The 26,656-nt window shown below is 69.3% G+C and carries 28 protein-coding genes; 12 read left to right on the top strand and 16 right to left on the bottom strand.

The genetic code is table 11. From position 1 onward, the window contains the following. The first annotated feature begins 58 nt into the window (after positions 1-58). Complete coding sequence (locus AORI_RS49875; protein WP_016332168.1) at positions 59-763, top strand: response regulator transcription factor; 705 nt, start codon at positions 59-61, stop codon at positions 761-763. Here AORI_RS49875 and AORI_RS49870 read toward each other — a convergent pair. Genes AORI_RS49870 through AORI_RS49860 form a run of 3 tightly spaced genes read right to left on the bottom strand, consistent with a single transcriptional unit; the run spans position 757 to position 3,040 of the window. Next, entirely contained in the window at positions 757-1,872 is a 1,116-nt protein-coding gene (locus AORI_RS49870) for an FtsX-like permease family protein (protein ID WP_016332167.1), read from the bottom strand. The genes AORI_RS49875 and AORI_RS49870 overlap by 7 nt on opposite strands. Further along, positions 1,869-2,528 carry an ATP-binding cassette domain-containing protein gene (locus AORI_RS49865; RefSeq protein ID WP_016332166.1) on the bottom strand — a complete coding sequence of 220 codons (660 nt, stop codon included), beginning with the start codon at positions 2,526-2,528 and terminating at the stop codon, positions 1,869-1,871. The genes AORI_RS49870 and AORI_RS49865 overlap by 4 nt, the downstream gene beginning before the upstream one ends. Then, on the bottom strand, positions 2,525-3,040 hold the full coding sequence (locus AORI_RS49860; RefSeq protein WP_228688324.1) for a P-loop NTPase family protein: 516 nt from the start codon (positions 3,038-3,040) through the stop codon (positions 2,525-2,527). Before AORI_RS49860 ends, AORI_RS49865 begins: the two co-directional genes overlap by 4 nt. A gap of 77 nt (positions 3,041-3,117) precedes the next feature. Here AORI_RS49860 and AORI_RS49855 point away from each other — a divergent pair, with 77 nt between their 5' ends. Next, positions 3,118-4,482: a sensor histidine kinase gene (locus tag AORI_RS49855; RefSeq protein WP_016332164.1), complete on the top strand. Its 1,365-nt coding sequence runs from the start codon at positions 3,118-3,120 to the stop codon at positions 4,480-4,482. 222 nt (positions 4,483-4,704) lie between these two features. After that, entirely contained in the window at positions 4,705-5,325 is a 621-nt protein-coding gene (locus AORI_RS49850; RefSeq protein WP_016332163.1) for a TetR/AcrR family transcriptional regulator, read from the top strand. Positions 5,326-5,425: 100 nt separating this feature from the next. Here the strand turns inward: AORI_RS49850 and AORI_RS49845 are convergent, their stop codons facing one another. After that, positions 5,426-6,163: a TetR/AcrR family transcriptional regulator gene (locus AORI_RS49845; RefSeq protein ID WP_016332162.1), complete on the bottom strand. Its 738-nt coding sequence runs from the start codon at positions 6,161-6,163 to the stop codon at positions 5,426-5,428. A 61-nt stretch (positions 6,164-6,224) separates the two neighbouring features. Here AORI_RS49845 and AORI_RS49840 point away from each other — a divergent pair, with 61 nt between their 5' ends. Both AORI_RS49840 and AORI_RS82380 read left to right on the top strand, forming a co-directional pair. Next, positions 6,225-7,094, top strand: coding sequence for an alpha/beta fold hydrolase (locus AORI_RS49840; RefSeq protein WP_016332161.1), 870 nt, complete (start codon positions 6,225-6,227; stop codon positions 7,092-7,094). A 93-nt stretch (positions 7,095-7,187) separates the two neighbouring features. Then, complete coding sequence (locus tag AORI_RS82380) at positions 7,188-7,670, top strand: hypothetical protein (RefSeq protein WP_051552885.1); 483 nt, start codon at positions 7,188-7,190, stop codon at positions 7,668-7,670. Here the strand turns inward: AORI_RS82380 and AORI_RS49830 are convergent. Beyond that, on the bottom strand, positions 7,619-9,094 hold the full coding sequence (locus AORI_RS49830; RefSeq protein ID WP_016332159.1) for a carotenoid oxygenase family protein: 1,476 nt from the start codon (positions 9,092-9,094) through the stop codon (positions 7,619-7,621). The genes AORI_RS82380 and AORI_RS49830 overlap by 52 nt on opposite strands. 97 nt (positions 9,095-9,191) lie before the next feature. Here AORI_RS49830 and AORI_RS49825 point away from each other — a divergent pair, with 97 nt between their 5' ends. Next, entirely contained in the window at positions 9,192-10,157 is a 966-nt protein-coding gene (locus AORI_RS49825; protein WP_016332158.1) for a winged helix-turn-helix transcriptional regulator, read from the top strand. Positions 10,158-10,231: 74 nt separating this feature from the next. Beyond that, positions 10,232-10,420, top strand: a complete 189-nt coding sequence (locus tag AORI_RS49820; RefSeq protein ID WP_016332157.1) for a DUF5302 domain-containing protein — start codon at positions 10,232-10,234, stop codon at positions 10,418-10,420. 97 nt (positions 10,421-10,517) lie between these two features. Here AORI_RS49820 and AORI_RS49815 read toward each other — a convergent pair whose 3' ends face one another. From AORI_RS49815 to AORI_RS49800, 4 genes are all read right to left on the bottom strand, one after another. Beyond that, a complete protein-coding gene (locus tag AORI_RS49815) occupies positions 10,518-11,588 on the bottom strand; it encodes a Glu/Leu/Phe/Val family dehydrogenase (protein ID WP_016332156.1) in 1,071 nt (356 codons plus the stop codon). 159 nt (positions 11,589-11,747) lie between these two features. After that, positions 11,748-12,941: a PLP-dependent aminotransferase family protein gene (locus AORI_RS49810; RefSeq protein ID WP_016332155.1), complete on the bottom strand. Its 1,194-nt coding sequence runs from the start codon at positions 12,939-12,941 to the stop codon at positions 11,748-11,750. Further along, on the bottom strand, positions 12,938-13,720 hold the full coding sequence (locus AORI_RS49805) for a tryptophan 2,3-dioxygenase (RefSeq protein ID WP_016332154.1): 783 nt from the start codon (positions 13,718-13,720) through the stop codon (positions 12,938-12,940). The genes AORI_RS49810 and AORI_RS49805 overlap by 4 nt, the downstream gene beginning before the upstream one ends. 169 nt (positions 13,721-13,889) lie before the next feature. Beyond that, complete coding sequence (locus AORI_RS49800; RefSeq protein ID WP_016332153.1) at positions 13,890-14,711, bottom strand: PaaX family transcriptional regulator; 822 nt, start codon at positions 14,709-14,711, stop codon at positions 13,890-13,892. A gap of 48 nt (positions 14,712-14,759) precedes the next feature. On the opposite strand from AORI_RS49800, the gene AORI_RS49795 reads away from it, so the two are divergent. From AORI_RS49795 to AORI_RS49780, 4 genes are read left to right on the top strand one after another with little or no spacing between them, the layout of a single operon-like run. Beyond that, entirely contained in the window at positions 14,760-15,485 is a 726-nt protein-coding gene (locus AORI_RS49795; protein WP_016332152.1) for a creatininase family protein, read from the top strand. Further along, on the top strand, positions 15,482-16,984 hold the full coding sequence (locus tag AORI_RS49790; RefSeq protein WP_016332151.1) for a benzoate-CoA ligase family protein: 1,503 nt from the start codon (positions 15,482-15,484) through the stop codon (positions 16,982-16,984). The genes AORI_RS49795 and AORI_RS49790 overlap by 4 nt, the downstream gene beginning before the upstream one ends. After that, a complete protein-coding gene (locus AORI_RS49785) occupies positions 16,981-17,673 on the top strand; it encodes an SDR family NAD(P)-dependent oxidoreductase (RefSeq protein WP_016332150.1) in 693 nt (230 codons plus the stop codon). The genes AORI_RS49790 and AORI_RS49785 overlap by 4 nt, the downstream gene beginning before the upstream one ends. Further along, entirely contained in the window at positions 17,670-18,497 is an 828-nt protein-coding gene (locus tag AORI_RS49780; RefSeq protein ID WP_016332149.1) for an enoyl-CoA hydratase family protein, read from the top strand. Before AORI_RS49785 ends, AORI_RS49780 begins: the two co-directional genes overlap by 4 nt. Positions 18,498-18,786: 289 nt before the next feature. Here AORI_RS49780 and AORI_RS49775 read toward each other — a convergent pair whose 3' ends face one another. Both AORI_RS49775 and AORI_RS49770 read right to left on the bottom strand, forming a co-directional pair. Next, complete coding sequence (locus AORI_RS49775) at positions 18,787-20,040, bottom strand: HNH endonuclease signature motif containing protein (RefSeq protein WP_016332148.1); 1,254 nt, start codon at positions 20,038-20,040, stop codon at positions 18,787-18,789. Positions 20,041-20,164: 124 nt separating this feature from the next. Then, complete coding sequence (locus AORI_RS49770; RefSeq protein WP_016332147.1) at positions 20,165-21,124, bottom strand: helix-turn-helix transcriptional regulator; 960 nt, start codon at positions 21,122-21,124, stop codon at positions 20,165-20,167. 62 nt (positions 21,125-21,186) lie between these two features. Between AORI_RS49770 and AORI_RS49765 the strand changes: the two genes are divergently transcribed. Further along, a complete protein-coding gene (locus tag AORI_RS49765; protein WP_016332146.1) occupies positions 21,187-21,657 on the top strand; it encodes a VOC family protein in 471 nt (156 codons plus the stop codon). On the opposite strand, the gene AORI_RS49760 is transcribed toward AORI_RS49765, so the two are convergent. The 5 genes from AORI_RS49760 to AORI_RS49740 form a co-directional block, all read right to left on the bottom strand. Beyond that, positions 21,649-22,566, bottom strand: coding sequence for an SMP-30/gluconolactonase/LRE family protein (locus AORI_RS49760; protein ID WP_016332145.1), 918 nt, complete (start codon positions 22,564-22,566; stop codon positions 21,649-21,651). The genes AORI_RS49765 and AORI_RS49760 overlap by 9 nt on opposite strands. Positions 22,567-22,576: 10 nt before the next feature. Beyond that, positions 22,577-23,233, bottom strand: a complete 657-nt coding sequence (locus tag AORI_RS49755) for a histidine phosphatase family protein (protein WP_016332144.1) — start codon at positions 23,231-23,233, stop codon at positions 22,577-22,579. Further along, a complete protein-coding gene (locus AORI_RS49750) occupies positions 23,233-24,297 on the bottom strand; it encodes a phosphotransferase family protein (RefSeq protein WP_016332143.1) in 1,065 nt (354 codons plus the stop codon). Before AORI_RS49750 ends, AORI_RS49755 begins: the two co-directional genes overlap by 1 nt. Next, on the bottom strand, positions 24,294-25,046 hold the full coding sequence (locus AORI_RS49745; RefSeq protein WP_016332142.1) for an SDR family oxidoreductase: 753 nt from the start codon (positions 25,044-25,046) through the stop codon (positions 24,294-24,296). Before AORI_RS49745 ends, AORI_RS49750 begins: the two co-directional genes overlap by 4 nt. Before the next feature lie 101 nt (positions 25,047-25,147). Continuing rightward, positions 25,148-26,398 carry a S8 family peptidase gene (locus tag AORI_RS49740; RefSeq protein ID WP_016332141.1) on the bottom strand — a complete coding sequence of 417 codons (1,251 nt, stop codon included), beginning with the start codon at positions 26,396-26,398 and terminating at the stop codon, positions 25,148-25,150. Positions 26,399-26,656 lie beyond the last annotated feature (258 nt).

The following is a 26,656-nucleotide window of genomic DNA, read 5'->3' as shown; positions in this document are numbered from 1 at the left end:
GTGGTGTTCCTAACGTCTCAGCCGAAAAGAACAGTGTTCAACGGTTAAGCTCCCCCGCATGCCGAAACTGCTGGTGGTGGAAGACGACGACGCGATCGGCGGCGTCCTCGAATCGACCCTCCGTCTGCACGGCTACGAGGTCTCCTGGCAACGCGACGGCCGCACCGCGCTCGCGGCCGCGGCGGACGGCGACATCGACTTCGTCCTGCTCGACCTCGGCCTGCCGGATCTGGACGGGGTCGAGGTCTGCCGTCGGCTGCGGGCGGAGCTGCCCGGCGCCGTCCTGGTCATCCTGACCGCGCGGCAGGAGGAGATGGACGTCGTCGTGGGCCTGGAGGCAGGCGCCGACGACTACCTCACCAAACCCATCCGGCTCGGCGAACTGCTCGCCAGGGTGCGGGCGCATCTGCGGCGCGGGACGGCGCCGCCGGAAAGCAGGCCCGCGATCGCCATCGGCTATCTGCGGGTGGACACCGCCGGCCGCCGCGTCAGCGTCGGCGGCAAGGAGATCGCGTTGCGGGCCAAGGAGTTCGACCTGCTCGCCCGGCTGGCCGAACAGCCGGGCGTCGCGGTCAGCCGCGACACCCTGATGTCCGAGGTGTGGGACGCGCATTGGTACGGCTCCACGAAGACGCTCGACGTCCACATCGCGGCGCTGCGCCGGAAACTGACCGAGTCGGCGCCCACGCCCGAGCAGGCGCCGAGGATTTCGACCCTGCGCGGCCACGGCTACCGCCTCGAACAGCCCTTCGAGAGTCAGTAGTCACGCAGGTCGGAGACCTCGTCGCGGGCGGCGAGCTGCGCGATCCGGGCCGACGCCGCCACGCACGACACGATCACCACGAGCGCCAGCAGTCCGAAGTAGCCGTGCGGCGAAGGCACCCTTTCCACCTTCGAGACCAAGACGAACAGCACGCCCAGCAGATGCCCCGCGATCAGGCCACCGCCGCCGACCACCAGCGCGTCGCCCGCGATGAACGCCGCCACCTGCCGCCTTTTCCCGCCGAGCGTGCTCACGATCAGCAGGTCGCGGCGACGTTCGTTGAGCGCCGCCCCGAACGACGGCCCGGCCGCGGCGGCCGCGAGGATCAGGGACGCGATCAGGTCCACCTCGGCCTCGCCGCAGCCGTCCCTGGTGAGGGCGGTCGCGATGGCGAACGCCACCGCCAGCGCGACCAGCACCACCGACCGCGCCAGTAGCGCGCTCCGCCACGAAATGGACAGCGCGATCACCCCCGCGAGCCCCGAGACGAGCGGCCGGAGTATCCCGCCGATCGCCCGCTTCCCCTTCCGCAGCCCCAATTCCACCAGCCGCCACAGCAGCATCGTGCCGCCCGCCCAGCCGAACAGCGGCCAGACGAAGGCGAGCGCGAGCAGGATGAAGTCGAGGCCGTAGGGCGACCACCAGGGCGGCCCGCCGTCGGCCGGGACGAAATACCACTCGCGCAGCACCGGGGGCAGGATGGCGAGTGCCGCGACGAGCACTCCGGCGAGCAGCAAGAGAACGATTTCCCGGGCGACGGCTACGCCCGTGCCCGCCGAAAAGCCACAGGCCAGTGACACGGTCACCCCGACCACACCACCGGCGAACCCGGCCGCCGCGGCTTCGGCGGCGGCCAGTCCGATCACTTGCCTGCCGGTGGCGCCGCGGGCGCGCAGCAGGTCCTGATCCGCCCGCAGCACCCTCGCCGAGGGGGTGGACAGCAGCACCACGAGCACCATCGCGGGTATCCAGCGCGGCGCCGGAGTCCAGGTCCAGTCGTGCACGGCGAGCAGCGTGGTCACGATCGCGACCCCGGCGGCGGGCACGCCGAGCCTGGCAGGGCGCACGCGCGCTATCCCGCCGACCCACAACGCCATCGCCGCGATCACCGGTCCAGCACCAGCTTCCCGTCGACCATGGCCCAATGTTCGCCGAAGAGCCCGGTCGGGGCAGGTTCGGCCGTGGCCACCAGCAGTCCGGCGGCCAGCTGGTCGGCGGCGCGCACGAGCCTGCCGAGGAGCCGCTCGCCCTCGCGCTGGTCGAGCCAGCCCGCCGGGTCGTCGGCGAGGATCAGTTTCGGGGCGGGCGCGAGTGCCCTGGCCAGGATGGCGAGCCGGATCTGCTCGCCGGTCAGGTCGCGGGGCGCCTTCTTGGCGAAGCCGTCGAGGCCCACGAGTTCCAGCGCGCCGTCGACGGCGTCACGGACCGCCGTGCCGGTCCGCCCGGCGAGCACGAGCGGCAGGGCGACGTTGAGCCGGACGTCGAGGTCGCGCAGCAGCCCGCCGTCCTGCAGCACCAGCCCGATCAGGTCGGGGCCGGGCGGTGACGGCTCGAAGGCGGGCCAGTCGACGGTGCCGGCCGTCGGTTTCTTCATCCCGGCGAGCAGATGCAGCAGCGTGGTCTTCCCGGCGCCCGCCCTGCCGGTCACCACCGCGCGGGTCTCCTCGGCGATCACGCAGGTGACGCCGTGCACCGCGACCACGGCGGTCAGCCCGGAACCATAGGTGTGTGCCAGCTCGTCGGCGCGGACGAGTGGCGGCGTCACGCCACTCTCACGATCCGCTGCGCGGCCGCCGCGATCTCGGGGTCACGGGTCGCCACGACGACGGCCGTCCCGCGGGCCGCGACGGCGCACAGCAGATCCATGAGTTCGAGTGCGGCGAGCCCGTCGAGTTCGCCGGCGGGTTCGTCGGCGAGGAGCACCTCGGGCGCCCCGGCCAGCGCGACGGCGACTCCGGCCCGCGCGCCTTCCAGCGCCGACAGCGTGTCCGGGTAGTCGTCGCCCCGCCCGGGCAGCCCGACCAGTTCGAGCAGGTCGTCGGCGGAGCGGAGAGAGCGGCGGCCGGCGAGCCTGCCCGCCAGCACGACGTTCCGCCCGACGGTGAGGTGATCGAAGAGGTTCCCTCGCCGGAGCAGCACGCCTGCCCCGGGAGCGCCGATGGGGGCCTCGCCACCTCCTGCGGGCAGCACGGCCACACACTCGCCCGGGACGGCGAACCGGACGAGGGGGACGGATCCGGGCCCCGGGCCTGCCATGACGGCGGCACGTCGGCGCATGGCCCCAAGGTAAAGCGAAAGGGGTCAACATCGCCTTGATCTCAGGTCAACGGACGGCAAAATATCGCGTCGGGTGGGTGATCCTCTCGCTCTTCGGCCACACTCTGAGCGTGCGCCGCCGGATCGTCACCCTCACCGTGCTGGCCGCGGTGCTGGCGATCACCCTGTTCGGGGCGCCGCTGGCGGTCGCGGTCGCCAAGTTCCACGAGGGCAACTCCACCCACGACCTCGAACGGGTCGCCGACACCGTCGTCCTCGGCGTCACCGGCGATCTGGCGAACGGCCGGATCCCGGAACTGAGACCGGTCAAAGCGGAGGAAGGCCGGATCCGGGGGATCAGGGTCGCGGTCTACACGCCGACCGGCAGGCTCCTGGCGGGCAACGGTCCGGCCAGCGAAGACCGCTTCGTCCGCGAAGCGCACTACACCGACATGGCGACCGGCATCCGCGACGACGAGGTCGTGCTGGCCGTCCCGGTGCTCAGCGGACCGTCACTGGTCGGGGTGGTCCGCGCCGCCCATCCCCGGTCGGAACTGGACGCCAAGATCCGCCTGACCTGGCTGAAGATGATCGCGCTCGGCGGGATCGCGATCGGCGCGAGCTGGCTGATCGGGCGCCGGATCGCCACCCGGCTGGCGCGGCCGCTGGAGGATCTGGCCGCCACCGCCGAACGGCTCGGCGAGGGCGACTTCACCGTCCGCACCCGCCGGACCGGGGTCCGCGAGATCGATCAGGTCGCCGAAGCGCTCGACGCCACCTCCGAGCGGATCGGCGAGACGCTGGACCGCGAGCGGACCTTCTCCTCCGACGCCTCACACCAGCTGCGGACGCCGCTGACCGGGCTGCGCCTGCAACTGGAGGCGGCGCTGGAAAGCCCTGATCGCGACCCCTACGCGACGATCCGGGACGGCATCGCCTCGGCCGACCGGCTAGAACGCACCATCGACGACCTCCTCGCGCTGGCCAAGCAGACGAGGGCTCCGCGAGCCTTGCTCGACCTGGGCAAACTCTTCGAAGAGGTCCGGCAGACCTGGCACGGCCTGCTCGCCGGACGCGGCCGCGCGCTGCGGATCAGCGGCCGTGACGCGCTGCCGGCGCGGGCGGCGGACGCGGCGGTGCGGCAGGTGCTCGCCGTACTGCTGGACAACGCGGCGACCCACGGGCGCGGCACGGTGTCCGTCCTCGCGCGCGACGCCGGGGACGCGCTGGCCATCGACGTGAGCGACGAGGGCGCCATCGAGGACGGGCGCGATCCGTTCGCGACCGTCGACCGGACCGAGGACCACGAAGGCAATGGGATCGGGCTGCGGCTGGCGCGGAGCCTCGCCGAGGCGGAAGGCGGGCGGCTGCGCCTGACCAGCCCGGCGCCGACGACGTTCACGCTGCTGCTGCCGGCCGAACGCCCCTCGCCGAAAGAAGAAGGCCCGGGCCTGGCGAGCTAGGGGGGGTTACTCGCCAGGCCGGGCCGGTAGGAGGCAAACGCGCCCCGACAGCGCGCACGGCATGCCACCTGACTGAAGACGGTAAAGACCAGCGGGCCAACAGACGGTACACGCCGGATTAACTGACACTTTGCTTTTGAATGTCACAGCGCTTTTCGATGTCGCAAGGGATCCAGAGCCGTTGTCCGGCCGGGCTGAATCGATCGTGGGAAGATTGACCGCATGACCACCGAGCCGGCGCCGAGATGGCGGAGACTGGAACCGGACGAGCGCAAGGAGCAGATCTTCGCCTGCGCGGCCCGCCTTTTCTCCGACCGTCCCTACTCGGAAGTGTCCACTTCGGACATCGCGGCGGAGGCCGGGGTCGCCAGGGGGCTGATCAACCATTACTTCGGCACGAAACGCGAGCTCTACCTGGAGATCATCCGGCGGGCACTGACCGTGCCGCGGCTCGCCGTCGAGATCCTGCCGGAGGGGCCGCTCGAACTGCGCGCCGACGTCGCCATCGACTGGTTCCTGGACATGGTCACCAGCCAGGAGAAGATGTGGCTGGCCGCGATCGCGCCGGAGGGCATCGGCCGCGACCTCGAGGTCGAACGGATCCTCGAAGAGGCCGATCGCGAATCGGCGGACCGGGTGCTCGAAGCCGTCGGCCTTTCCCGCGAAAGCGAGCACGGACCGGAGCTGAACGCGCTCGTCCGCGCGTTCGGCGGGATGGTCAAGGCGGCGGGCCGCGAATGGCTCGTGCGCGGCGCGCTCGACCGCGCGCAGGTGCACACCCTGCTCAGCAAATCTCTGGTCACGCTGGTCGGCGAGGTCTTCCCCGAGATCCAGCGAGGCTGAGAAGGGAGAAGCCCCCGGCACCTCGAGGGGGAGGTTGGTGCCAGGGGCTTCGGGACCGGTGACGAGCACCGGTATTCCTCCACACTACGCCGATTCCCTGTCAGGGCTCTGTCAAACGTCCGATTGCGTTCAGCTGGGTGAGCCGGAGTTCGAGACCGTCGAGACAGCGCTGCACGGCGTAATGGTAAAGCCGCTCGTAGTAACCGGCCGCGAGGTCCGGATCCGCGACCAGCTCGGCGACCGACTCGCCCAGCGCCGCCATCCCGGGCAGATCGTCGCGCGTGCGGTACGCCGCGTAGCCCTCGCATCGGTCGAGCTGGAGCGCCATCGCGCTCTCGCGGTCGTCCTCCATCGCGACGAACTGGCAGGCGGTGGCCAGCAGCAGGTTGTAGGCGAACGGCGCCTCGCCGCCGAAGCCCGCCGAGAGCAGACGGCCGATCCCGGCGTTCATGGTCGGCACGGCGGCGGCGACCGACGGGCCGAACAGGGCCAGGCGTCGCGCCGAGCCGGGATAGCGGCGGAGCACGGTCCGCACCGTCGGCAGGAACTCGTCGAACCAGTCACGCCATGGCAGGGTCTCGGCGGGCAGCGTCAGTTCGCCGACCACCCGGTCCAGCACCGCGACGACGACGGTGTCCCGGTCGCCGACGTGGTGGTAGACCACCGCGGGGTAGGCGTCGACGGCGGCCGCGAGCTGCCGCAACGTCCAGTTCTCCAGGCCCGACTCGGCCGACAGCTCCAGCGCGGCGTCGACGATCCGGTCCCTGGTGACGGCCGGCCGTCCGGAAGCCGCGCGGGACCTCGGCCGGGAACCCGCGTCTTCGGAGAAAGTCGGCATGCGGGCTACCGTATCCGCATTCGGCTGGTCGGACGGCGGGGGCTTCCGGCAGGATCGGGCCATGCCCCGCGCGCGTGTGAACGGTCTCGAACTCGAGTACGACACCTTCGGCTCCCCCACGGATCCGCCACTGGTCCTGGTGATGGGACTCGGCGCCCAGATGGTGACGTGGGAGATCGGCTTCTGCGAACTGCTCGCCGAGGGCGGATTCCACGTCGTCCGCTTCGACAACCGCGACATCGGCCTCTCGTCCTATCTGGACGATCTCCCCGCACCGGATCTGGCCGCGCTCGCCGCGGGCGACCTGACCTCCGCGCCGTACCTGCTGTCCGATCTCGCCGCCGACGTCACCGGGCTGTTCGACGCGCTCGGATTCGCCCGCGCGCACGTCGTCGGCGCGTCGATGGGCGGGATGATCGTGCAGCAGCTCGCGATCGACTCGCCGGAGCGGCTGCTCAGCCTCACGTCGATCATGTCGACCACCGGGGATCCGTCGGTCGGGCATCCGGAGCCCGCCGCGCTCGCCGGGCTGACGCGCCCGCCCGCCGCCACGCGGGCGCAGGCGATCGAAGACGGCATCGAATGGTTCCGGCTCGTGGGTTCGCCCGGTCACCCGTCCGACGAAGAGTTCCTGCGCATGAAGGCCACTCGCAACTACGACCGCGCGAATCACCCCGAGGGCGCGCTGCGGCAGGCCGCCGCCGTCGTCGCTTCGGGTGACCGCACGGCGAAGCTGCGCGACGTCCACGTCCCCACGCTCGTCATCCACGGCGAGAGCGACCCGCTGATCAACGTCAGCGGCGGGAAGGCGACCGCGGAGGCGATCCCGGACGCGGAACTGCTGCTGTTCCCCGGTATGGGGCACGAACTGCCGCGGCAGCTGTGGCCCGCGATCGCCGGCGCGATCATCGCGCACGCGCGGAAAGCCTGAGCGGGGTCAGGATTCCGTCAAAGTTCCGCGCGAGGCCGTAGGGAACGCGTTCACGCCCGCGGCACGGCCGGTGACGCGGAGTTGACTGGGCGGATGAGGAAAACCGAGTGTTTCGGCTTCCCGTTCGGTTGCGCCTCCGTCGTCGTCGCGGCGTCGGTGGCCGGACTCCTCGGTTCGGCGCGACATCACGTCTTTTCCTTGCTGGCTTTGGGTTTCGTCGTACTCGTCACCGGGGTCGCGACGAGATTGAGCGCGACCGCCGGGACGGCGGTGGTCGCCTGGGGTGTCCATTCGGGATTCACCGCCGGAACGCTCGGCGAGATCCAGTTCACCGCCGAGACGGGGCTCGCCGCGGCCGTGTTCGCCTCCGCTACCGCGGTCGGCGCGCTCGCCGGAGCGGCCCGGCGTTTCGTACGGGATGCCGCGTCCGGGTCGCCCCACCCCCTGGAAGGGGCGACCCGGACGCGGCTTTCCGGCCCTGACACACCTGCCCACACCCCTCCGGTGGGCGAATGCGACGGGGATCATCGATCACGGGAAGGTTCCAGCTGGTCCGCTCGTACCCAGGTCGCGTGAAAACCGAGCGGGACACGCTGGGGCAACAGGACCCTGGCCACGGGTCCGGCAGCGAGATCGGCGGCGTCGAAGACGTCCAGCTCCGAGCGCCCCTCACGCTCGTCCTGGACGAAGGTCACCAGATAGCCGTCGGCGGAACCGGCGGCCGCGCCGTCGCGGGGTGCGAACGGCGCCTCACTGCCCCACCGGCCAGGACCGAAACGGTGTTCGGTCTTGACGCCGGCAAGATTGTCGTAGCACACCAGGCCGTCGAACTTCAGTGTCGACTCCGGCGAGATGTGCACCGCGTAGGAGAAGCGATTCCGGCCGCCGACCACCCTCGAATCGACGGACGGAAATTCGGTGTTGTCGTCGTCGAGCTGGTTCTCCAGGCACTGCCCGGTCCGGAGGTTGAACCGGTAGCGGTGCAGGGAGGCGTCCAACCGCAGGTACGACAGCATCTTGGCGAGCGGGGTGCGGGCGTCGGCGCGCGGTTGCGGGCGCTGGACGCGGCAGACGTCGAGGACGATTTCCTCGCCCTGCTCCCAGGAATTGACGACGTGGTAGATGTAGCACGGGCTGGCTTCGAACCAGCGGATCTGGCTACCGTTACCGTAGCGGGGAAGCACCCCGAAACGACTCGGCAGCGACCGGTCGAACAACAGCCTGTGACGGCCGTTGCGCGCCGCCTCCCTGTCCTGGACCAGCGGTAGATCCATCAGGACGGCGTGGTTGTCGGTGATCGCCATGTCGTGCGGCAGGCGCGGGCCGGGCAGCTCGATGTCGGTCGTGCTCGCGACCTTGCCGTCCGCGCTGATCACGCCGTAGCGCAGGTACGGCGGGCGCGGGCCGTAGTCGAACCAGAACATCTCGCCGGTGCGCTCGTCGATCTTCGGATGGGCCATCATGTCGCCGACCAGCGTGCCCAGGAAGTCTTCGGCGCCCAGCGTTTCCAGCGAAAGCGGGTCGACCGAGTACGGCGTGCCGCACATGTACCAGGTGGAGAGCACCTTGCCGCGATGGAAGACCAGGTCGGTATTGGCGCTGTCCTTGACGTTCAGGCCGTGCGTGTTGCCGAACGGGTTGCCCTTGGGCGATTCCATGACGCCCTTCCAGAGCGCCTTGCCCGCTTCGGATTCGGCCTCGAACGCCTTGGTGCGCACCCAGCGGTTGCGGTAGCGGGCCTTGCCGTTCTCCAGGTGGACGGCGTGGATCATGCCGTCGCCGTCGAACCAGTGGTAGCGCCCCTCCGGCTCGAACCGGGGGTTCGGCCCGTTGCGCAGGTACACGCCGTTGAGGTCCGCGGGGATCTTGCCGATGATTTCGAGCTCGCTCGCGTCGATCTCCTCGCCGACCGGGGCGTAGACGCCCATCAGGTACGGGTTGACCTCGGGTTCGCCGGTGGGGGCTGCCACCAGCACCGGCTGCTCGGAGGTGCTCGTCATGGCCGAGACACTACGATTGCTGTAGTCAGGTGTCAATAGGCTCCTACTGCTGTAGTCAGTAGTACGCTGACCGCGACTCCCCCTCGGAAGGAAGCACGTGACAGAGGCGACGGCGCCCCGCGTCCGGCCGGCCGGCGACCCGCTGCGCCGGGCGCTCGAGCTCCTCGGCGATCAGTGGACCTTGCTGATCCTGCAGAGCCTTTTCCTGCGCTTCCGCCGTTACGAGGAACTGCGGCTGCGGCTCGGCATCTCCCCCACCGCGTTGTCCGGGCGGCTGCGCGACATGGTCGACGCGGGCGTGCTCGTCCGCACGCCGTACCGGGACGCGCGCCGCACCCGGCACGAGTACCGGCTCACCGAACGCGGCCTCGATCTGTGGCCGCTGCTGATCTCGATCTGGGCGTGGGAACGGGAATGGGTCGAGGGACGGCGCGCCGTACTGCCGACGCTGATCCATCTCGACTGCGAACTGGCCACCTCGGCGCCGCTCGGCTGCGCCTCCTGCGAACGCCGGGTCGACGCCCGCGACGTCCGCGCGCGACGGCTCGACGACACCGGCGTCGTCGAAGCGACGGCGTCGAAACGCTTCCGCCGCAAGGACGCCGAGTCCCTCGCGGGCGATCCGCTGATGTTCTTCCCGGACACCATGGAACTCCTCGGCGACCGATGGTCGACCGGGGTCGTGGTGAGCGCGCTGCTCGGGGCACGGCACTTCTCGGAGTTCGAACGCGAACTCGGCATCGGGCCGAGCGTGCTCTCAGGGCGGCTTTCGCGACTCGTGGACGTCGGCGTGCTGCGGACCGGGATCGCGAAGACCCGCACCGACGCGCACGACTACCGGCTGACGGCGAAAGGCCTCGCGTTCTTCCCCGCGCTGGCCTTCATCGCCGAATGGTCGCGGGGTTTCGAGGTCCCCGGCCAGGAGCCGGACATCACGCTGGAGCATGTGGACTGCGGCAACCGGCTGAAGCCGATCCTGCTGTGCGATCACTGCTGGCATCCGCTGCTGCGGGACCGGGTCCGGTTCGGCGGCCCGGTCCAGCTGCCCGCGCCGTCCAGGTGACGTAAATCGACTCGCCAAGCCGGTCGGTTCCTGACAGGCTGGCGTGGTCACACGTCGTCACCTCGGAGGTAAGAATGACTGAACCCGCACCGTCCCCGGCGGATGGCGAAGAGGACGACACGAAGCGCAAGTTCCGCGAGGCCCTGGAGCGCAAGCAGGCTCAGGCCCGCTCCGGTTCGTCGCACGAGAACGGCGGCGGGAAGAACCTGCACGCGCACGGTCCGGCGGCGAACAAGCGCACCTTCCGTCGCAAGAGCGGCTGAGTCCCCGGCACACCCAAGTGCCATGAAAGGTCCTTTCCTTGCAAAATTTGCAAGGAAAGGACCTTTCATGGCGTTCAGGGGGCCGCGTCCGGGGGAGCTACACGGTCAGGATCGACCGCAGCCCGCCGACCTCGGCCATCCGGCGTTCGGCCAGCCGGTCCGCCGCCGTCGCCGGCGGGACACCGTCGGCCTTCGCCAGCGCGAAGACCGCCTTGGTGGTGTCGAAGATGGCCGTCGTCTTGCGCTTGGCGCGCGCGAAGTCGAAGTCGTGCCGCTCGTCGTCGACCTGGATCACGCCACCGGCGTTGACCAGGTAGTCCGGCGCGAAGAGGATGCCGCGGTCGTCGAGCTGCTTGCCGACGCCCGGATGCGCGAGCTGGTTGTTGGCCGCGCCGCAGACGATCTTGGAGCGGAGCAGGCCGACGGTCTCGTCGGTGAGCACCCCACCCAGCGCGCACGGCGCGAAGACGTCGAGTTCGGTGCGGATCAGCGCGTCGAGGTCTTCGACGACCTCGACCCCGGGGTACGCCGCGCGAGTGCGCTCGATCGCCGCGGGCGAGACGTCGGTGATGACCACCTGCGCGCCCGCCTCGATCAGATGCCCGACCAGGATGTGCCCGACCTTGCCGACCCCGGCGACGCCGACCTTGCGGCCCGCGAGCTCCGGGACACCCCAGACGGCGTCCGCGGAAGCGCGCATGCCCTGGTAGGTACCGAAAGCGGTGAGCACCGAGGAGTCGCCTGCGCCGCCGTTCTCCGGCGAGCGGCCCGTGACGAACTCCGATTCACGGGCGACGATGTCCATGTCCTGCACGTAGGTGCCCACGTCGCAGGCGGTGATGTAGCGGCCGCCCAACGTCTGGACGAACCGGCCGAAGGCGCGAAGCAGCGCTTCGGTCTTGTGCTTCTGGGGGTCGCCGATGATGACGGCCTTGCCGCCGCCGAGGTCCAGCCCGGCGAGCGCGTTCTTGTACGCCATCCCCTTCGACAGCGCGAGGACGTCCGCGAGCGCGGCGTCTTCGGATTCGTAGGGGTAGAACCGGGTCCCGCCCAGTGACGGCCCGAGCGCCGTCGAGTAGATCCCGATGATGGCCTTCAGGCCGGTGGCCTGGTCTTGACAGAAGACGACCTGTTCATGGCCGGTACCTTGGCCGAACACTTCGGTCACTGTGGTGACTCCTTGTCCTGGAGTGCACGCTGCTTGTGGCTCACGTGCGAAGTTCCTGCAACAAGGCACAGCCTCCGACGAAGGTCGTCCGGCGGCGACGGTGCCACATCGCAAACCTAGATCGCCCCGGTCCGTTCGCCAAGCCGGGGGCGAGGTGTCTCAGCCGTTGACGACCTCTCGAAGGACGTGGAGCGCGGAATCGAGCTGGCGGTCGGACAGATACGGCGCCGGCCCGAACCTCAGGTACGAGCCGCGGCTGTCGGTCCGGACGCCGCGTTCGGCAAGCGCGGCCTGCAGCGCACCGGCGTCGGCGCACTTCAGCGACAGGAAGCCGCCGATGCGGTCCAGCGGCGTTTCCCTGTCGCGGGTGATGACGTCTTCGGGCAGCCCGAGCCGGTCGAAGCCCTCGGCGAGGAAGCCCACCTGGTGCCGCGACACCTCCCGCAGGAATTCGGGCGTGAGCCCGTGCTCGGCGAAGAACCGGAAGACGCGAGCGCCCCGGTAGTGGCTCGTCGGGTCGTAGGTCGCCCCGGCGAACCTGTCCGATCCGGCGGCGTAGGCGATCTGGCCGGGACGGCGCTCGTCCGCGAGCGCGCCGAACTCGGCGTACCAGCCGGTGACGACCGGCCGCAGTTCCTGCGCGTGCGCGGGCATCCGCAGGAAGCAGTTGCCCTCGCCGAGCTGGAGGTACTTGTACCCGCCGCCGAGCACCCAGGCGTTGGTGAGCCCGAGGTCGTGGAGCGAGAACGGGACGACGCCGAGCGCGTGGTAGGCGTCGACGACGAGGTTCACCGACTTCGAAAGGCAGACGTCGGCGAGATGCGCGAGGCCCGGCACGAGCCGGGAGGTCTCGAACAGCACGGCCGAGACGAGTACGGCGGCGGTGTCTTCGGTGACCTCGGCCGCGACACGTTCGGCCAGCGTGGCGACCGGCGCCGCCGGGACGCGGACCACCTCGACGCCTTCTTCCGCCAGCCTGCCCAGCTGACGGCGCAGGGTGTGGAACTCGCCGTCGGTGGTGACCAGGCGCGGACGGCGAGGCAGGTCCATCGCCGAGAGGAACCGGATCACCAGATCGTGGGTGCTGGCACCGAGCGCGATGGCGCCGTGCGGGTCGCCGAGCAGCGCCCGGAACCCGGCCCGCATCTCGTCGGCCTTCGCGAAGGCACGGTCCCATTTCGTGTCGACCTCTTCGGCCGCGTCGGCGAAGGCCTCGAGAAGGCCCTCCCGCGCGACGTCCGGCCATGCCTGATGTGAGTGCCCGGTGAGCAGGATCCTGTCCGCCACACCGAAGGCCTGGTAGTGCTCCGCGAGCGCGTTGGGATCGCGGCGGAGTTCGTCGAGGTTCGTCAAAGCCTGCTCCGCACCGCCCAGAGATCCGGGAACATCGGGGAGAAAAGCGTCGTACGCAGATAGTGCGCGCCCGACGAACCCCCCGTCCCGGTCTTGTCTCCGATGGTGCGCTCGACCATCTTCACGTGCCGATACCGCCACTCCTGCATCCCTTCGTCCAGATCGACCAGGTGCTCCGCCACGACGGACGGCCCGGTGTCGTCGCGGTAGACCCGCAACAGAACCTCTTGGAGCGCCGGAGAGGGTTCGAGTGGCTTGGTGACATCGCGCCCGGTCGGGACGTCGTACTCCTTCACCGCGAGGTAGGTGACGAAGGAGTCGAAGAGCGACGGCCGTGACATCGCGTCCGCGATCTGGGCGCGCTGTTCACCGCCTTCGGGGTAATGCGCGAACACCCGCTCGTCCCGGCGGCCGAGGACGGCCTCCAGGACACGGAACTGAGCCGACTGGAACCCGCTCGAAGCGTCGAGTCGCGCACGGAAACTGGTGAACTGGCTCGGAGTCATCGTCTCGAGCACATCGATCTGCGCGACCACCACCTTGAAGATAGTCAGGATTCGGCGCAAAGTGCGGACGGCGTGAGCGGTGTTACCCGCTTCGAGTTGCTCCTGCAGGTAAAGCGCCTCGTGGAGAACTTGTTTGAACCAAAGTTCATACACTTGGTGGATCACGATGAAGAGCAATTCGTCGTGCTCGTCGGACCGCGGATGCTGTGCGTCCAGCAATTCGTCCAGCGAAAGGTAGGACGTGTAACTCAATGCGGCCTGAGTGTCGTTCATTTTTCTGTCACTCCATCGATATCGCGCCGACCGTGATCGCGCTGCCAGGGCGCACTCTTCCCGATCAGCGCACGTTGCCCACGACGGCGCCCTGCCATCGCGATCACGGGGCCTGCCGGCCGAAAACGGCGCGACCCCGAAAAGATCAAGAGCCCCTTCCGGTCACCTTTCACTTTTCTGTCACCTCGTCGAAATGGCGTTGCGCCGCCGGGGCCAGCGCCTGATAGAGATCGTGGAACAACTCGACCGCCGCCGCCCGGCTCGGCGGAGCGGGCACCAGCCCGACCGGAAGCTCCGGATCGAGCGACGGGAAGGCGCGGAACGTGTGCGTCAGCCAGGTTCGGACCTGGAACGCCTCGGCGTCAGGCAGGTCGCCTGAATATCCACCGAAATCCCGGACGAACGCGTCGTAACGCGCGGCGAGGCCGTCGAGGTTCCACGCCCGCGCGGCGAACCGCCGGACGTCGAGCCCGGCCGACGGTTTCCCGAGCATCAGCCCGGCGTGTTCGGCGACGTCCAGTTCGGCCAGCAGGGCGAGCACCTCGGCCTCGCGGTCGTGCGGCGCGATCCAGGTGCCGTCCTGGACCGGACCGAACCCGAGGAAGCGCAGCCGCCGCACCAACCGCTCTCGGGCCTGACGGCGGCTTTCCGGGATGCTCTGCCACAGCACGGTCCACTGCCCGACCTCGCGCTCGCGCCTGCCGAGGGAGAAGATCCGGCGGTCGCCGTCCTCCAGCAGCGCGATCGTGCGGCGGGTCAGCGAGTAGTGGACGAGCCTGCCCGCCTTGTGCCGCGCGAGCAGGTCGCGGCGGGCGAGCCTGGCCAGCGCGATCCGCGCGGCGCCGTCGGAGAAGCCGAGCCCGGCGAGCACGCCGACCAGGCCGCCGGACCAGACACGACGGCTCTCGCGCGGCGACACGTAGGTGCCGAGCAGCGTCATCACCAGCTCCTGGGGACCTGGGTCGCCGTGGGGCGGGACCGATTCGGGCATGAGCGCAACTCTATACACCTCAGGCCGCTGCGGTGTAGCTTGATTCGAGTGACGTACTTCGCGGAGTTGAGCTCGCGTCAGGTGGCCGCACTCGCGTCCGACGCGCGCGTTCCCGTGCTGCTGCTCCCGGTGGGCGCCGTCGAGCCGCACGGACCGCACGCGCCGCTGGGCACCGATCCCCTGATCTCGCGCGGGATGTGCGAACGTGCCGCCGCGCGGCTGGCCGGCGATCCCGGCTTGCGCGTGCTGATCCTGCCCGAGGTGCCGTACGGGGTGACGCGGTTCGCCGCCGGGTTCGCGGGCGGCGTCTCGATCGGCGAAGAGACCCTGTACGCGCTGCTGACCGAGATCTGCGGCGCCCTCACCGAACAGGGACTCACCCGGATCCTGCTGGTCAACAACCATTTCGAACCGGCACATCTGGCCGTGCTGCGCCGGGTGGCGGAGACGGCGGGCGTCGGCTTCGTCGACCTCGTCCGCCGCCGGTACGCCGCACGGCTCACCGACGAGTTCCGCTCGGGCGAATGCCACGCCGGGCAGTACGAGACGTCGCTGGTGCTCGCCGACCGGCCGGATCTCGTCGACGCCACCGTCCAGCGCGCACTGCCCGCGGTCCATGTCGACCTGGCACGCGGCGGGGTCACGGATTTCGCCTCGGCCGGGATGACCGAGGCCTACTGCGGGACCCCCGCCCAGGCGACCGCCGAAGAAGGCGAGAAGACCTTCTCGGTGCTCACCGACATCCTGGTCGAAGCGATCCGGGAGCTGGTATGACCTTCAATCTGGCGACCCATTTCGTGGACCGCCTTCCCGGGCAGCGGACGGCGTTGCTGTGCGGCGACGAGGAAGTCACGTACGCGCAGCTCGGTGCGCTGGTGAACCGGGCCGGGAACGTGCTGCGCGAGCTCGGTGTCCGAAGTGGACAGCGGGTCCTGCTGGCGCTGAACGACGGCGTGGAGTTCGTGGCCGTCTGGTACGCGGCGCAGAAGATCGGCGCGGTCACCGCCGAGGTCTATTCCTTCCTGCAGGCCAAGGATTACGCGTACTACCTCGGCTACACCGAGGCCGTCGTCGTCATCGCGGACGCCTCGACGCTGCCCGCGCTGCGCGAAGCCGGGGCACGGAACCTGCTGGTCGTCGGCGACGTGGAGTTGCTGCCCGGCGAGCACTCGTTCTCCACGCTGATCGCCTCGGCATCGGACGAGCTGGAGGCCGCGCCGACCACACTGGACGACGTCGCGATCTGGAAGTTCACCACCGGCAGCACCGGCGCGCCCAAGGCGTGCGTGCACCCCGCGCGCAGCGCGCTGGAAAGCTTCGACCGGTACGCGCTCGGCGTTCTCGGACTCCGCGAGGACGACCGCGTGCTGGCCGTGCCGAAGCTGTTCTTCGGCTACGCTCGCGACTTGACGGCGTTGTTCCCGTTCGGCGTGGGCGCGTCCGGCATCGTCTTCCCGCAGCGCAGCACCGCCGACCTGCTGTTCTCGCTGATCGAGCGCTACCGGCCGACGATCCTGGTCAACGTGCCGACCATGATGAGCGCGATGATCGCCCATCCGGCGGCGTCTACTGTGGACATGAGCTCCCTGCGGCTGGCGACGTCGGCGGGCGAGGCCTTGCCGTCCGAGTTGCATCGCAAGTGGGACAACCTGTTCGGTGTCCCGGTGATCGACGGGATCGGCTCGTCGGAGGCATACCACATCTACCTGTCCAACGTGCCCGGCGCGCAACGGGTCGGCAGCCTCGGCCGCGAGGTCCCCGGCTACACCGCCCGCGTGCTGGACGAGAGCGGCGATCCGTTGCCGGACGGGGAGATCGGCACCCTGGAGGTGACCGGCCCGACCATCGCTCGCGAGTACCACGGCGACGCGGAGAAGACCGCGCGGACGTTCCACGGCGACACCCTGCGCACCGGCGACCTGTTCAGCCGCGACACCGACGGGTACTTCCACCACCACGGCCGCGCCGACGACCTGCTGAAGGTGTCGGGCGTGTTCGTCGCGCCGAGCGAGATCGAAGACTGTCTCATCGGTCATCCCGCCGTCGTCGACTGCGCGGTGCTGGGCGTGACCGTCGACGGCCTCGTCGTCCCGCGGGCGTGCGTCGTCCTGACGGAGGGCGCTTCCGTCACGGCCGAGGAACTCAAGGACCACGCGCGGGCCAACCTGGCGAAGCACAAATACCCGCGCGAGGTGGTGTTCGTGACCGAACTCCCCCGCACCGCCAACGGAAAACTCGATCGGCGCGCGCTGCGCCGGGTGGAGGCAGAGTGAGCAGGATCGTCGTCGTCACCGGCGGGACCCGCGGGATCGGCGCGGCCATCGCCGCCCGGTTCCGGGCCGCCGGCGACAAGGTGCACGCCCCCGGCCGGGCCGACTGCGACGTCACCGACGAAGACGCCGTCGCGCGGTACTTCGACGGACTCGGCCCGGTGGACGTGCTGGTGAACAACGCCGGGATCTCGGCGAGCGCCCCGCTGGCGAAGACCTCGCTGGAGCAGTGGCAAACCCAGCTCGAGGTCAACGCGACCGGCGCTTTCCTGTGCACACGGGCGGTCCTGCCCGGCATGCGGTCGCGCGACACCGGGCGGATCGTCACCGTCGCCTCGACGGCGTCGCATATCGGCTACCGCTACACGGCCGGCTACACCGCGTCGAAGCACGCCGCCGTCGGCCTGATGCGGGCGACCGCCGCGGAACTGGCGGGCACCGGTGTCACCGCGAACGCCGTCTGCCCGGCCTTCGTGCGCACGGACATGACGGCCGCCTCCGTCGCCCGGATCCAGGAACGGACCGGCCGCGACGAAGCCGACGCGGAAGCCGCCCTCGCCGCCGCGTCGCCACTCGGCCGCCTGCTCGAACCCGACGAGGTCGCCCACGCGGTGACCTTCTTCGCGGCGCCCGAAGCCGCCGCGATCAACGGACAGACACTCGTCCTCGATGGAGGTGGGATCCAGTCATGAGCCCGTTCCGCGCCACGCCGCCGATCACGACGGACTGGGAGCACTTCGAGTTCACCGTGGACGACGGCGTCGCCACGGTCACCTTGAACCGCCCCGACAAACTGAACGCGCTCACCTTCGACAGCTACGCCGACCTGCGTGACCTGCTGGCCGAATTGCCGCATCGCGGCGACGTCCGAGTGCTGGTCATCACCGGGCAGGGGCGTGGTTTCTGCTCGGGCGGCGACGTCGAAGAGATCATCGGCGAACTGCAGAAGATGGAGTCCGCGGAACTGCTGGAGTTCACGCGGATGACCGGCGCGGTGGTGAAGGCGCTGCGGGAATGCCCCATCCCGGTGATCGCCGCGGTGAACGGTGTGGCCGCGGGCGCGGGCTCGGTGATCGCGCTGGCGAGCGACTTCCGGCTGCTGGCGTCGTCGGCGAAGTTCGCTTTCCTGTTCACGAAGGTCGGCCTGGCCGGCGCGGACATGGGCTCGGCTTACCTGCTGCCGCGCCTGGTCGGGCTCGGCCGGGCGACGGAACTGCTGATGCTGGGCGACAAGATCGACGCCGCCCGGGCCGAAGCGATCGGCCTGGCTTCGAAAGTGGTGCCCGACGATTCGCTGGCTTCGGAGGCTTCCGCGTTGGCTCGGCGTCTTGCCGATGGACCGGCTCTGGCGTACAGCACGACGAAGGTGTTGCTGACGCGTGAGCTCGACATGGACCTGGGGAGTTCCATCGAGCTGGAGGCGATCACGCAGGCTTTGCTGATGACGGCGAAGGATCATGGGGAGTTCTATGCGGCCTGGACGGCTGGGCGTTCGCCTCAGTGGACTGGCCGGTGAGCTCTTTTCGCTGACCGTCGCTTTGTCGGGCGTCGCCGGATCGGTTCCGGCGACGGACTCTTCGTGAGGCGTGGGCGGGATCAGCTCCGGTAGGCCATGCGAACTTCCCGGTCGTCGAGCAGGACCAGATTTCGGAGCTCTGCTCGGGTCGGCGCTACGTCCGCCTGAGGTACGGATGTCTTCGTCGCCGAAGCAGTGAACGAGTCCTGAGGATCTCGGCTCGGTTTCCTGTCCTGTGCTGGGCATGCCGAGGGGCCCGTCGCCTGGGTGGCTGGCGGGCTCCTCGGGCCTAGACGTGATGCAGGGTGTTGCGTCTCGGTTTTCGAAGCGGATCTCGGTATTGGGGTGGGATGAACTCCGGTAACCCATCGGCCGCCATCCGTACTTCCCAGTCACCATGATGAATCAACCGATGATGGAAACCGCAGAGCAGCACCAGATTCCGAAGATCCGTCGGTCCGCCGTCTGCCCAGTGCTCAATATGATGAGCGTGGCAATTCTTGGGCTTCCGATGACAACCCGGGAACGCACAACCACCATCGCGGATGTTCAACGCCCGTCGTTGGCCCGGGGTGACGAACCGTCTCAGGCGCCCCATATCCAACGGCTCACCCGAGCCGCTCATCACGACCGGCAACATCAAGCAGTCGCAGGCAGCGAGCCGGGCTTCCCGCGCGGTCATCGTCCCGACAAAGTCCAAGCACGCGGTCCCGAGACCGGACTTCAACTCCTCAAGCCCGATGGTGACATGCACCAACGTCCGGTAGCCGCTGGTTCCCGGCTGATCCGGACAGGCGATGGCCATGTCCAGCAGCTCGGCCCAGGCATCGCCCATGCGTTCGCACTTCATCCGCAGATCCGCCTGGCCGAACTCGTCGACCGAACGTGGCTGGGCATGGGCTTCCAAGGCGGCCGCTGTCCGGGCCCCGGTCTCGTCGTCCAGGAGGCCGGTGAGTTTCCAGAAGCCGTCCCGGCGGCGCTCCAGAGTGATCTCGCGGCGCGGCTCTTTGGGCTCGGGATCCTTCGGCTCGTTGCCGTCCGGATCCAGCCAGCCCAGCAGTTTCGCCTCAGCCTCGACGAGCTGGCGGGGACCGGCGTTCGGGGCGAGCTCGGCCAGGATCTTCTCCGCACTGGCCCGATCCTCAGCGGAGGTGTCGGCAGGGAGCCGTTTCAAGATCTCCAGGATCTGATCGATCCGCTCATCCCCGACCAATCCCTGAGCGGCGACCGCGGCAGTGGCGGGAGCGACAGGCGGAACCTCCGTGCCATCCAAGGCTCGGGTGGAGTTCAGGGCGATCGCCCGCTTCACCACCGCACCCGCCTCACCCCGCGACAGCCCGGCCATCTCCGCGAACCAGCTCGCCGTGCTGCCATGCCCGTATAAGTCTTTGACGCCCCGAGAATCGATCTCCGCCAGGAACCGCGACAACGCTGCGGTCGCCATGCGAATCACCTGTAGAGACTGCTGCACGCCATGGGCAAGCTCCAGCTTGCCGGCGCGCCACAGCTCCTGCGGCAGTTCGGGGAGGAAGGTCTCGGACACCCCTCAATAATAGCGCAAACCCGTCGAACATGTGTTCGTAATTTTAAGCAACCAGCGAAACCGCGTGAACAACACCGAAGGGTGAAACAGTCGCCAAGGCCGAATCACCCTGAGCGACTCGCAATTAGTCGGCTAAATGCGAAGACAAAGAACCGGCCGCACTCAGCAACCGATCCGCCAGAACCCGGCACCGCTCCCCCAATTCCACCGGCTCGATCACCTCGAACGCATGCCCCAGCACCACCACGTGCATCAGCAAGAAATCGAGATCCCCGGCCCCGCTCACCACCTCGCACCGCGCCCGGCCCCGTTCCCGCACCACCGCGGCCGACGCCGGGATCTGCGAACGCACGACCGGAGCGGGCGCGTGCACCAAAAACCGCGCCTGGTGCCGGTAGACCCTGCTGGCGATGTTCTCCTGCACGTACGCCGCCGCGTCCGGCGCCTCGCGCGGGCGGAAACGCCACGACCGCGCGGAAACCTCGGTCATCTTGTCGACCCGGAAGGTGCGCCAGTCGTCGCGGTCGAGGTCGTAGGCGAGCAGATACCAGCGCCGCCCCGAGGCCACCAAACGATACGGCTCGACCCGCCGCGGCGTGGAACCCGAAGACGGGTACTCGAAGGCCACCTCGACCTCGTCGCGACAAGCGCGGGCCAGGGTCATGAGCACGTCGGGATCGATCGGCGCGCGGCTTCCGTCGAAGGCCACCACCGAGCCGGACAGCGCGCTCACCTCGTGCCGCAGTCTGGTCGGGAGCACCCGGTCGAGTTTCGTCAGAGCCCGCAGCGCGGCTTCCCCGCTGCCCGTGCCGGCGAGCAGCGAGACCGCGGTGGCGATCGCCTCCTCGTCGTCCAGCAGCAACGGCGGCATGTCGTGACCGGGCCCGAGCTGATAGCCCCCGCCGACCCCGTTGCTCGCCTGCACCGGGTAGCCGAGCGCGCGCAGCCGCTCGACGTCGCGGCGGATGGTGCGCGGCGTGACCCCGAGCCGCTCCCCCAGCTCCGGGCCGGTCCACACGGCACGCTGCTGCAACAGCCCGAGCAGGGTGAGCACCCGCTCGGTCGTCCCCCGCTCGTCCTCCATGTCACCCACTCTGCCAGAGATAGCGGACCGATCCTGTCCGCTAGGCATGTCAGAGTGGTCCCATGAACCGCAAGAGCCGCGAATTCCAGGTCAGCTTCGACGCCCTCGACCCGAAAGCCCTGTCCACCTTCTGGCGCGACGCGCTGGGCTACGTCCACCCCGGCCCGCCCGGGGTCGAGGTGCCCGAGGGCACCGATCCGCTGGACGCGTGGGACGAGTTCCTCGAGCGGGTCGGCGTGCCCGTGGATCAGCGCAACAGCCGCTCGGCCCTCGAAGACCCGGCGGGCGAAGGGCCGAGGATCTTCTTCCAGCAGGTCCCGGAGGACAAGATCGCGAAGAACCGCGTCCACCTCGACATCCGCGCCGCCCCTGGGCTGCAGGGAGACGAGCGCATGGCGGCGCTCGAAGCCGAATGCGACCGTCTCGTCGCCCTGGGCGCGACGCGAGTGAAGCGTTTCGAGCCCGAGCAGCCGTTGAGCCTCGGCTTCATCGTGATGAACGACCCGGAGGGCAACGAGTTCTGCCTAGACTGACGTCACCGCGATCGCGTTGTCCTCCAGCGAGCCGAAATAGAGGGTCCCGGCCCGCTCACGGACGCCGACGAGCACGTGGAACCCGTCGATCTCCCCGCGCAGTTCGTGGACGAGCTTCCCGTCCGGAGTCACGCCCCGCACCCCGCATTCCCGCGCGGGTGCGGGCTGCAGGGCCGTCGGCAGCGCCCGGACCCCGGCCCGCAGCGGCGCGGGGAGCTTCTGCACCAAGGAAAGCGCGGGGACCTTCGGGCTGGCCACGGTGATCCAGATCAGCCCGTCGCTGCCGGTCGAGATGTTGTCGGGATAGCCCCACAGATCGTCGACGAGGTAGTCCCGCGTGCCCGCCTTGTCGCCCGTGAGCCATACGCGCGCGACCCGGTAGGCGCCGGTCTCCGCGACGGCCACATAGGACTCGTCGGGCGGCAGCGCGACGCCGTTGGCGAACTGGAAACCGTCCGCGAGCTGCTCGATCTTCCCGTCCGGCGTGCGGCGCAGGAGCCGTCCGCCGCCGGTCTGCTCGATCAGGTCGTCGCGCCATTTCTCGATGCCGAAGCGGCGCGACGAGTCGGTGAAGTACACCGTGCCGTCGGCGGCGACGGCGGCGTTGTTGCAGAACACGAAGTCGAGCCCCACCGCCGAAGTCGCCAGCGTGGTGACCGGGCCGCCCGCGAGGGGCATGGTGAGCAGACCGGCCTTGGCGTCGCAGATCAGGAGGTCTTCGCCGTAGAACTCCAGGCCCAGCGGACGGCCGCCGGTGTCGCCGAGGACGTCGATCCGCTTGCCGTCCGGCGTGACGCGCAGGATCCGCCCGTCGTCCACGCCGGTGTAGATCCGCCCCTGGTCGTCGACCACGACGTCCTCGGGACCGTGCCCGTTGACCGGGATGACCGTGACCTCGCCGAACGCCATCGCGTTTCTCCTAGCGGTAGGTGAGCAGTTCCGCGGCTTCCGCCTCGAAATGCGGATGTTCGTTGAACGACAACAAGGTCACTCCGCCGCGGCCGGACACCAGTTTGGTGATGCCCGCGTTCACGGTGACCCGGTTCAGTTTCAGCAGCCCCGCCTCCGGCGTGCCCATGAGCGCGCCGCAGACCGTCGCGATCACCCCGCCGGAGCTGAAGACGACGGCGTGCTCGCCCTTGCCCAGCGAAGCCACGACGTCGGCCAGCGCGCCCTTGACCCGCTCCAGGAACTGAGGCCAGGTCTCGGCACACGGGCTCGAATCCCCTGACGACACCCAAGCGCTCAGCGCACCGTCCAAAGCGGCCTGGTACGCCCGCGAGTCGGTCTGCTGGACACCGGCGGCGTGGTACTTCGCGATGTCGACGTGGTCGTATTCGTTCCAGCGTTCGTCCTCGACGACGGCGATCCCGGAGCCGAGCACCTTCAACGCCGTCGCGGCCGTGTCCCGTTGGCGGGCAAGGGAACCCGCCCGCGCCTGGGTGAACTCGACGCCTCGCCGGAGCAGTTCCTCACCGACCACAGTGGACTGTTCGAAACCGCGCGGCGAGAGCTGGTCGTAGTTCTCCGCGCCGAACGACGCCTGCCCGTGCCGGACCAGATAGATCGCGCCCATCAGGCGTGCCCTTTCGCGATGATCCGGCGGCAACGGCCGTCGAGGTAACCGACGAACTGCCAGAGATCCTTCAGCGCCGGATTGGTCGTCTGCCCCGCGTGGTAGCGGTAGTAGATCTGCTGGATCACCACCGCGAGCCGGAACAGGCCGTACACCTCGTAAAACGTCCAGTCGCCGATTTCGAGGCCGGACCGCTCCGCGTACCGTCGCACGAATTCCTCGCGCGTGTACATCCCCGGCAGATGCGTCGGCTGGCGACGGCTGAGCTTCATGACGTCGTCATCGTCGTCCTGCACCCAGTACGCCAGGGTGCTGCCCAGTTCCATCAGGGGATCGCCGAGGGTGGCCATCTCCCAGTCCAGCACGCCGACGATGCCCAGATCGTCGTCGAGTACCAGGTTGTCGAGCCGGTAGTCGTTGTGGATCAGGCAGATCTTCACCTCGGACGGCTGGTTCTCCTTCAGCCACGCCATCACCTCGGCGCAGTCCGGGACGTTCTCCGTGCGGGCCTTGAGGAACCGCTCCGACCAGCCGCGCACCTGACGCTCGACGTAGCCGGCGCCCTTGCCGAGGTCGGCCAGCCCGGCGGCTTCGACGTCGACGGCGTGCAGCTCGACGAGCCGGTCGACGACCTTGCCGCACAGTTCGCGCGCGCTCTCCGGCGACAGGTCGAGCCCGGCGGGCAGATCTCCGCGCAGGATCAGGCCTTCGAGCCGCTCCATCACGTAGAAGTCGCCGCCGAGCACGGTTTCGTCGTCGCAGAAGGCGAGAACCTCCGGCACGTAAGGGAAGACCGGCCGCAACGCCTGCTGGACCCGGAACTCGCGGCGCATGTCGTGCGCGGACGCGGCCTTGTGCCCGAGCGGCGGGCGCCGCAGGATCAGCTCGCGATCCGGATAGGACAGCAGATAGGTGAGATTCGAGGCACCGCCGGGGAACTGGCGGACTCCGGGCGGCGCATCGCCGAGCCCGGGCACCCGCGCGGCGAGCCAGGCGTGCACCGCGGCCGGGTCGAACGAGTCCTCACCGCGTACCTCGACGGTCTTGTCCGCGGCCAAGGTCATGCGAACTTCTTCAGCACCGACGCCGGGACCAACGGGAACACCTTGGCGAGCACGGCCCATGGCCACGAGGGCACATACGCCTTCGCGGCTTCTGATTCGATCGCCTTGACCAGTGCCTGCGCACCCGCCTCGGCCCTGGTCCCGAGCGGGACCTTCGTGATGTCCTCGTTCATCTCCGATTCGATGAATCCGGGGAGCAGCGTGGTGACCTTGATCGGCGTCTTCATCAGCTCGATCCGCGTGCCTTCCGCCAAAGCCGAGACACCCGCCTTCGAGGCGGCGTAGGCGGTCAGATTGCCGGGGAAGGCGCGAAGCGCGGAGAACGAGGAGACCACCACGAGGTGGCCTTCCTTCTGTTTCCGGAAAATGCCGACGGCGGCTTCGATCTGGGCGGCCGCGGCGAGGAAGTTCGTCTGCAGGGTCTGACGGTTGGCGTCGAACCGGCCCGAGCCGATGGGCTGACCCTTGCCGAGCCCCGCGTTCACGATCACGCGATCGAGGGAGCCGAGCTCCTCGCGGAACTCCTCGAAGACGGCGAAGACCTGGTCGTGGTCGTTCACGTCCAGCTTCCGGGTGACCACGGTGATGCCGGGGTACGCCTTCTTGAGCTCCGCGGCGAGGGCTTCGAGCCGGTCGACCCGGCGGGCGGCCAACGCCAGATTGCGGCCTCTCGCGGCGTACTGCCTGGCCATTCCTTCGCCGAGTCCGGAGCTCGCCCCGGTGATCAGGATGTTCTTCCGCAGGACCATGGGCAGGAGCTTACCCGTTGGTAACAATTCTGGGAGCCCCTTGGACAGGGGGCTGCCCCCGGCGCCTGGAGTTCGCCGGGGGCAGCCTGTCCGCAAGGGTCTTACTTGACCTGGAGCAGCTTGTTGGCCGTTCCACCGGTCGGGTTGCTGATCTTGCCGTCCGCGGCCGCGCCGACGAGACCTTCGGCGACCTGGGCCGGGGTGGCGTCAGGGTGCGCCGAGAGGTACAGCGCGGCGGCGCCGGCGACGTGCGGCGCGGCCATCGAGGTACCGCTGATGGTGTTGGTGGCGTCGTCACCGGTGCCCCACGTCGAGGTGATGTCGACACCCGGCGCGTACAGGTCCACGACCGAACCGTAGTTCGAGAAGCTGGCCTGCTTGTCGGTCTTGTCGCTGGCGGCCACCGTGATGGCCTCCTTCACCCGGGCCGGGGAGGTGGTGCCGGCGTCGGAGGACTCGTTGCCCGCCGCGAGCGCGAAGGTCACGCCCTTGTCGATGGCACCCTTGACCGCCGCGTCCAGGGCGTCGTCCGCGCCGCCGCCCAGGCTCATGTTGGCGACCGACGGGCCCTTGGCGTTCGCCGCGACCCAGTCGACCCCGGCGACGACACCCTCGGTGGTGCCGCTGCCGTTGGCGTCCAGCACACGGACGCCGACGATCTTCACGCCCTTGGCCAGGCCGTGCTCCGTGCCGCCGATGGTGCCGGCGACGTGCGTGCCGTGACCGTGCTCGTCGTTGGGGGTGTCGTCGTTGTCGACGAAGTCCTTGCCGCCGGTGGCGCGGTCACCGAAGTCCTTGTGCGAGCCGCGGACACCGGTGTCGATGACGTAGGCGGTGACGTTGTCGGCCTTCACCGGGTAGGTGTACTTGTCGTCGAGCGGAAGGTCCGCCTGGTCGACCCGGTCCAGGCCCCACGACGGCGGGTTGTCCTGGGTCTCGCTGATCTTGAACGTCTTGTTCTGGACGACGTACGCGACCTGCGGGTCGGCGGCGAGGCGCTTCGCGGCGGCCTCGTCGGCCTTGATCGAGAAGCCGTTCAGCGCCGAGCCGAAGGTGCGGGACAGCGTGGTGCCGTACTGACCGGTGAGGCCCTGCGCCTTGGCGGCCACGTTCGCGGTGATCTCGCTCGCCGCGGCCACGCCCTGGCCGACGGCGGTGGGCTTGAGGACGACGATGTAGCTGCCGCCGACCGCGTTGGCCGCACCCGCGCCGCGGATCTCGCCCTGCTGCTCGGCGTTGGCCGCGCCCGCGCCGAACGTGGCGACCGCCGCGGTCACACCGGCGAGGGCGACTCCCGCCACGAGGCCGCTACGGGTCTTTCGGGACTTCAGGTTCTTCCGGGACTTGCTCACTGGTTCCCTTCCTGCCGCACCGTGCGGATCACCCGGGAGGATGATCGTTGTTGAGAGCCATGCAAGCCGGTGCCCAGGTGGGCGGGCAATGATTCACAGTTACCAGTACTAGGCCATCCGGAGTAATCACGCTCGTCCGGAAAGTCGTTTTCGCCTGGCAGAAGGCGCCCCTGAAGCGTTACCTCAGACTGTTAAAGTTATTCGTGTTGTTATCAACCGGGCGGTGTCAGGGAACGGCAGACGGGGGCGGTCGGGCAG

The organism is Amycolatopsis keratiniphila, assembly GCF_000400635.2.
In the GTDB taxonomy this organism is placed as follows: domain Bacteria; phylum Actinomycetota; class Actinomycetes; order Mycobacteriales; family Pseudonocardiaceae; genus Amycolatopsis; species Amycolatopsis keratiniphila.
This window is presented reverse-complemented; position numbering and strand designations above follow the sequence as displayed.

Bases quoted from the DNA above. Each gene is read 5' to 3' on its own strand.
- AORI_RS49875 (WP_016332168.1), top strand. From the start codon at position 59: ATGCCGAAACTGCTGGTGGTGGAAGACGACGACGCGATCGGCGGCGTC.
- AORI_RS49860 (WP_228688324.1), bottom strand. From the start codon at position 3,040: ATGCGCCGACGTGCCGCCGTCATGGCAGGCCCGGGGCCCGGATCCGTC.
- AORI_RS49850 (WP_016332163.1), top strand. From the start codon at position 4,705: ATGACCACCGAGCCGGCGCCGAGATGGCGGAGACTGGAACCGGACGAG.
- AORI_RS49845 (WP_016332162.1), bottom strand. From the start codon at position 6,163: ATGCCGACTTTCTCCGAAGACGCGGGTTCCCGGCCGAGGTCCCGCGCG.
- AORI_RS49840 (WP_016332161.1), top strand. From the start codon at position 6,225: ATGCCCCGCGCGCGTGTGAACGGTCTCGAACTCGAGTACGACACCTTC.
- AORI_RS82380 (WP_051552885.1), top strand. From the start codon at position 7,188: ATGAGGAAAACCGAGTGTTTCGGCTTCCCGTTCGGTTGCGCCTCCGTC.
- AORI_RS49830 (WP_016332159.1), bottom strand. From the start codon at position 9,094: ATGACGAGCACCTCCGAGCAGCCGGTGCTGGTGGCAGCCCCCACCGGC.
- AORI_RS49820 (WP_016332157.1), top strand. From the start codon at position 10,232: ATGACTGAACCCGCACCGTCCCCGGCGGATGGCGAAGAGGACGACACG.
- AORI_RS49805 (WP_016332154.1), bottom strand. From the start codon at position 13,720: ATGAACGACACTCAGGCCGCATTGAGTTACACGTCCTACCTTTCGCTG.
- AORI_RS49800 (WP_016332153.1), bottom strand. From the start codon at position 14,711: ATGCCCGAATCGGTCCCGCCCCACGGCGACCCAGGTCCCCAGGAGCTG.
- AORI_RS49790 (WP_016332151.1), top strand. From the start codon at position 15,482: ATGACCTTCAATCTGGCGACCCATTTCGTGGACCGCCTTCCCGGGCAG.
- AORI_RS49780 (WP_016332149.1), top strand. From the start codon at position 17,670: ATGAGCCCGTTCCGCGCCACGCCGCCGATCACGACGGACTGGGAGCAC.
- AORI_RS49770 (WP_016332147.1), bottom strand. From the start codon at position 21,124: ATGGAGGACGAGCGGGGGACGACCGAGCGGGTGCTCACCCTGCTCGGG.
- AORI_RS49765 (WP_016332146.1), top strand. From the start codon at position 21,187: ATGAACCGCAAGAGCCGCGAATTCCAGGTCAGCTTCGACGCCCTCGAC.
- AORI_RS49760 (WP_016332145.1), bottom strand. From the start codon at position 22,566: ATGGCGTTCGGCGAGGTCACGGTCATCCCGGTCAACGGGCACGGTCCC.
- AORI_RS49755 (WP_016332144.1), bottom strand. From the start codon at position 23,233: ATGGGCGCGATCTATCTGGTCCGGCACGGGCAGGCGTCGTTCGGCGCG.
- AORI_RS49750 (WP_016332143.1), bottom strand. From the start codon at position 24,297: ATGACCTTGGCCGCGGACAAGACCGTCGAGGTACGCGGTGAGGACTCG.
- AORI_RS49745 (WP_016332142.1), bottom strand. From the start codon at position 25,046: ATGGTCCTGCGGAAGAACATCCTGATCACCGGGGCGAGCTCCGGACTC.